This is a genomic window from uncultured Limnohabitans sp. (assembly GCF_937889215.1).
Lineage (GTDB): Bacteria > Pseudomonadota > Gammaproteobacteria > Burkholderiales > Burkholderiaceae_C > Limnohabitans_A.
The window spans coordinates 1-3,440 of the sequence record NZ_CALBEX010000468.1; the positions used below are offsets into that span (position 1 = coordinate 1).

Here is a 3,440-nt window from a genome sequence, read left to right on the forward strand (position 1 = left end):
ATTCCTTGGCCAGCCCAAAGTTGATGCAGATGCTTTTGGCGTGGCCCACATGCAAATAGCCGTTGGGCTCGGGCGGAAAGCGGGTGCGGATCTTGGCCGGGTCGGGCTGGCCCGCAGCGTGGTGCGCGGCGTCGCCGGGGCTGCCTGCCCAGCGGCGGCTGGCGTAGGTGCCTTGCTCGATGTCTTTTTCGATGATCTGGCGCAGGAAGTTGCTGACTTTGTGGTCGGGCTGTGCCCCGCTGGCCGTCGCAGCAGGCTTGAAATCGGGGGCGTTGGGGGTCGGGTCGGTCATGTTTGGATTTTAGGGTGTGGCCCCAGATTACTTGGGCGCGTGGCGCAATTTTTCTTTGGCGTGGCTTTGGGCTGGGCTGGTTCTAAAATGCCCACACCTTGAACGTCGCTTTGATTGTTTGGCCGGCCTTGCGCATGGATCTGGCCGCATGATGTTTGGATTGAGGGTTGGCTTGCCAGTCATCCCTTGCAGTTTGGGTCTTGAGGGTGCGGCGTTTTCAGAGGGTTTTGGATCACCGACAGCACGTCGGACCTGAAGGCGCCGACCTACAAAAGACGAACCGCAAGGCCTAGACTGAAGACTTCACCTGGCCGAGACGGCCTACAAAGACGAACTACAAGGCCTAGACTGAAGGCTTCACCTGGCCCAACGGGCCTACAAAAGACGCACCATAAGGCCCGGGCTGAAGACTTCACCGGGCCGAGCCCATAATCAGAAAGCGATCTTCTCAATGCTCAAAAATATTCGCTCCCGCGAGGCGGCCATGCCGTTCATCATGATTGCCGTGCTGATCGACATGGCGGCCATTGGGGTGATCGTGCCGGTGTTGCCCACGCTGGTGGCCAGTTTTGCCACCGACCAGGCCGATCAGGCGTTTTGGTATGGCGTGGTCGCTGCTGCCTTTGGCTTGGCCAATTTTGTGGCCGCGCCGATTTTGGGGGCTTTGTCCGACCGTTACGGGCGCAGGCCGGTGATGTTGCTGGGCTTCATGGGCTTGGGGGTGAGCTTTTTTGGCACGGCCATGACCACTTCTTTGATGGGCTTGCTCATCGCCCGCACGCTGGGCGGCGCCATGCAGGCCAACATCGCCATCGCCAATGCCTATGTGGCCGATATTTCAGCCCCCGAGGATCGCGCCAAGCGGTTTGGCTTTTTGGGCGCCATGATGGGTGTGGGTTTCATTGTTGGGCCTGTCGTGGGCGGCTTGCTGGGGGCCGTGAATCTGCACTTGCCGTTTTACTTGGCGGGCACCCTGACCCTGATCAATTTGCTGTACGGCTACTTTGTGTTGCCCGAGTCCTTGCCTGTCGACAACCGCAAGGCCTTCAGCTGGCGTTCGGCCAATCCGGCCACGTCGCTGCGCAAGTTGGGGCAACTCAAAGGCGTGGGGCCCTTGGTGGGGGTGGTGGCTTTCAGTGGTTTGGCGCAGTTTGTGCTGTACACGGTTTGGGTGCTCTACAACAGCTTCAAGTTTGGCTGGGGGCCGCGTGAAAACGGCTGGTCTTTGGCCGTGGTCGGCATTGTGGCGGTGCTGGTGCAAGGGGTGTTGCTGGGGCGTTTGCTCAAGCGGTTTTCGCCGCAAAAGCTGGCGATCTGGGGCTTGGTGTCTTCGGTCATGGCCTACACCCTGTGGGGCGCAGCCACCGAGGGTTGGATGATGTACGCGGTGATCGCGGTCAACTTGCTGGGGGGCACGGTGACGGCGTCTGTGCAAAGCATGATTTCATCGGCGGCCGACAGCAAAAGCCAAGGGCAGACCATGGGCGCTGTCAGCTCGCTCAACGGCTTGATGGCCGTGCTGGCGCCCTTGTTGGGCGCCCCCATGCTGGCCGTGGTGTCGCACTATCCGCAAGGCGATTGGCGCATTGGTGCACCGTTCTTCTTTTGCGCCTTGCTGCAGGTGGTGTCTTTGTATTTGGCGGTCTTGCATGTGCGCCGCCATCGCCACAGGCTCGCAGTTGCGCTGAAGGCTTGAAGCGACAAGGGTGTGCAGCGGTCTGACCCCAGTGGGCGTCGGATTGCCAAGCCAGATGAGACTGCGCCGGGTCAGCAGGTTTGGTGCGCGGCTCAGGGTCGCGGCTTGAGCACCATCTCGTCGCGCCGGATTTCCACATCAAAGTGTTTGAGGAAGGCTTGGCCCAGCAAGGCCTGGTCGGGCCGCAGGCCGCTCAGGCCCACGGCGACGCTGGTGTCGTTGAGCACCAAGTGCCCCGCGCGCACGGGCACGTTGCGCACCAACTGGCCCGGGCGCTGGCCGTTGGCGGTGTTCAGTGTGATGCTCTGGCCCGCAGGCAGCCCGGCCTGGGTGGCCAGCGCTTGGCTCACGCTCACATGGCTGGCCCCGGTGTCGACCAAGAACGTGACGGGCTGGCGGTTGACTTCGCCCGCCACATGAAAATGCCCGTCGCGCTGGCGTGGAATCACCAAATCGCCCGAGCTGAGCGCATAGGGCTTGAGGCTGGCTTGGCGGTTTTGCTCGATGCGCTCAAACACCAGATACAACACCCCCGCCACGGCCAGCCACACGGCGGCGATGGCGAGCGCGCCGATGCGGGCGGTTTTTTGAAGCTTGGGCGGTGACACGTCAAGCAATGTAACTGCCCCAGCCTTTTTGGCCCAGATACCGTTTGGGCGAAAGGGGGAATGCGCGTGCGTGGGGCCGATGAGCGGTGTTGACTGAGCGTGCTTTTTGCGCACTCATGCGGTGTGTGAGAGCGCCAGTGCGCGGAATTCGGGGCTGATGCGCTCGTCAGCGGCGGCGCGCAGCCAAAAGCGGCGCGCCAAGGCCTGGGCGGTGGACCACACGCCCAAAGTGTGCTCGTTCGGGTGCGGTGTGTGGATGTGCCATTCGCGTGGCACCACCTCGCCTGCCACGGGTGCGTAGAGCATGGGGAGCATGTCGTAAGCGGGCGCGAGTTGCCAGCGGTGGTCATGCAGCAGCAGCGAGACGTTGCCATGGTGGCGGTCGTTGTTGGCGATGAGCGCGCCATACGCATCGAGCAGGCAAAGCGTTTGCACGTCGGATGCATTCAAGCGTTCGGAGCCGGCACGGTGCGTTAGCGCCGCCAGAGCAGACCATTGGTGGCCCAAGCCCACATAACGGGCGTCATAGGCTTCCAATGACACCATGCCCACGCGACCACCCTGCGCCGTGCGGTCAAAGCGTTGACTTTGCAAGAACACCCGCCCGCCTGCGACAACGATCTCAGTGTGCGCTGCGGCCACGCCTGCCTCGCTCAGGGTTTGCAAGGCCAGCGCTTCGCACACCAGCAAATCTCGCCAACGTTGGGCTGCTGGGTTATCGCCCGTAGGCGAAAACTTCACGATCACCGGGTGGCCGCCCACCACCGCAGTGAACTTGGGTTGTTCGCCGCCTGCGCTGGAGCCGTTCAGGGCTTGCCCTAAGGCTTGCTCGGCCAGCGCTGGG

Annotated in this window: 4 protein-coding genes; 1 reads left to right on the forward strand and 3 read right to left on the reverse strand. The window is 62.4% G+C overall.

Annotation, left to right across the window (positions count from 1 at the left end):
• A partial coding sequence (locus Q0341_RS11800) for a glutamate--tRNA ligase family protein (protein WP_299513524.1) occupies window positions 1-292 on the reverse strand: 292 nt, incomplete at its 3' end.
• 451 nt (window positions 293-743) lie between these two features.
• On the opposite strand from Q0341_RS11800, the gene Q0341_RS11805 reads away from it, so the two are divergent.
• Window positions 744-1,988, forward strand: a complete 1,245-nt coding sequence (locus Q0341_RS11805; protein WP_299513526.1) for an MFS transporter — start codon at window positions 744-746, stop codon at window positions 1,986-1,988.
• Window positions 1,989-2,080: 92 nt separating this feature from the next.
• Here Q0341_RS11805 and Q0341_RS11810 read toward each other — a convergent pair whose 3' ends face one another.
• Window positions 2,081-2,596, reverse strand: a complete 516-nt coding sequence (locus Q0341_RS11810; protein WP_299513528.1) for a retropepsin-like aspartic protease — start codon at window positions 2,594-2,596, stop codon at window positions 2,081-2,083.
• Between the two features lie 114 nt (window positions 2,597-2,710).
• On the reverse strand, window positions 2,711-3,440 hold a 730-nt coding region (locus Q0341_RS11815; RefSeq protein WP_299513530.1), incomplete at its 5' end, for a HipA domain-containing protein.

Coding starts and splice junctions, on each gene's coding strand:
- Q0341_RS11805 (WP_299513526.1), top strand. CDS start 744: ATGCTCAAAAATATTCGCTCCCGCGAGGCGGCCATGCCGTTCATCATG.